This is a genomic window from Tenebrionibacter intestinalis, from assembly GCF_016632365.1.
In the GTDB taxonomy this organism is placed as follows: Bacteria; Pseudomonadota; Gammaproteobacteria; order Enterobacterales; family Enterobacteriaceae; genus Tenebrionibacter; species Tenebrionibacter intestinalis.
Window position 1 is genome coordinate 1 of record NZ_JAEPBH010000126.1, and the last position, 1384, is coordinate 1384.

The window sequence follows — 1384 nt, forward strand, 5'->3', positions numbered from 1 at the left end:
CAGACCGTGCTGAACGCCGGGCGCGACCTGAATCTGACCACAGTCGTCACCGCCGCCAGCGACAGCCTTGTCCAGGATAAAGACAATTATATAAAGCAGACAACGCTTCAGCATGTTTCGTCCGTTATTCACAGCGGGGGGAATATTCAGCTTACGGCAGGCCAGGACCTCAACAGCCAGGCGGCCCGTGTTTCAGCCGGCAGCACGCTGAACGTTCACGCAGACCGGAATGTAAATTTGCTGTCGGTGACGGATTCACACCTGACGGATGAAAAACAGTACTACAGCGGGAAAAGTGGCGGCGGCTCCCGTAATACGGTGAATATTCACGAAACCAGTGATAACCGGACAGTGCAAGGGAGTCAGTTCACAGGACGCGAGGTTGCTGTCAGCGCGGGGCATAACCTTCAGGTTAATCAGAGCCAGGTCACAGGAAAACAAACTGTGTCCCTTTCCGCAGACCGTGACCTGACCCTTGCGGCAGGACGCGTGGACGCCGGGGGAAGCGCCCTGCTCACGGCCGGGAATGATATTAACCTTAATGCCGTCAGAACCACAACGCAGCGCAGCCGGGGCGAAAGGGAAACGCACGCCAGCGAAATTTCCCGCACGGTCATTACCACTGGTGATAATCTGACGCTCTCCGCCGGGCGGGATATGAACAGCCAGGCGGCCATTATCGCCTCCGAAAACAATACGGTGATAAAAGCCGGACGGGATATCGCCCTGATGGCTGAATCTGTATCAGAAGGTGACAGCTACCGTTCGAAGAACAAAACAGAAATACACGAAACCGTCCGCCAGCAGGGAACGGAAATACTCAGTGGCGGTCACGCCACCCTTATCGCCGGGCGGGATGTCACGGCTCAGGCCGCTGAAGTGGTGGCAGGCGGCGATATCGCCCTGAAGGCAGACCGGAACGTGCTGCTCACCACCGCAACTGAAAGTGATTATCACTACAGGGAAGAAAAAAAGAAACGCCGTGGATTCCTCAGCAAAAAATCCACTCACACCATCAGTGAGGACAGTTATACACGCGAGAAAGGCTCCCTGCTTTCAGGCAACCGGGTCACCATAAGTGCGGGCAATAACCTGGCCGTGAAAGGCTCTGATGTGGTGGCCGATCGTGACGTGGCGCTGGCGGCCGGTAACAATGTCAGTCTCACTGCGGCCACCAATACCGACACATCATGGCGCTTTAAGGAGACGAAAAAATCCGGGCTGTCGGGAACCGGAGGCATCGGTTTTACCCTCGGCTCCGGCAAAACCACCCACGACCGGCGCGAAGCCGGTACAACCCAGAGTCAGAGCGCCACAACCATTGGCTCCACAACAGGAAGCGTCAGCATCACCGCCGGCAACCAGGCCCGTATCAGCGGCTCCG

At 57.0% G+C, this 1384-nt stretch carries 1 protein-coding gene; it reads left to right on the plus strand.

Annotation, left to right across the window (positions count from 1 at the left end; genetic code table 11):
• A partial coding sequence (locus JJB97_RS18020) for a hemagglutinin repeat-containing protein (RefSeq protein WP_238715448.1) occupies positions 1-1384 on the plus strand: 1384 nt, incomplete at both ends.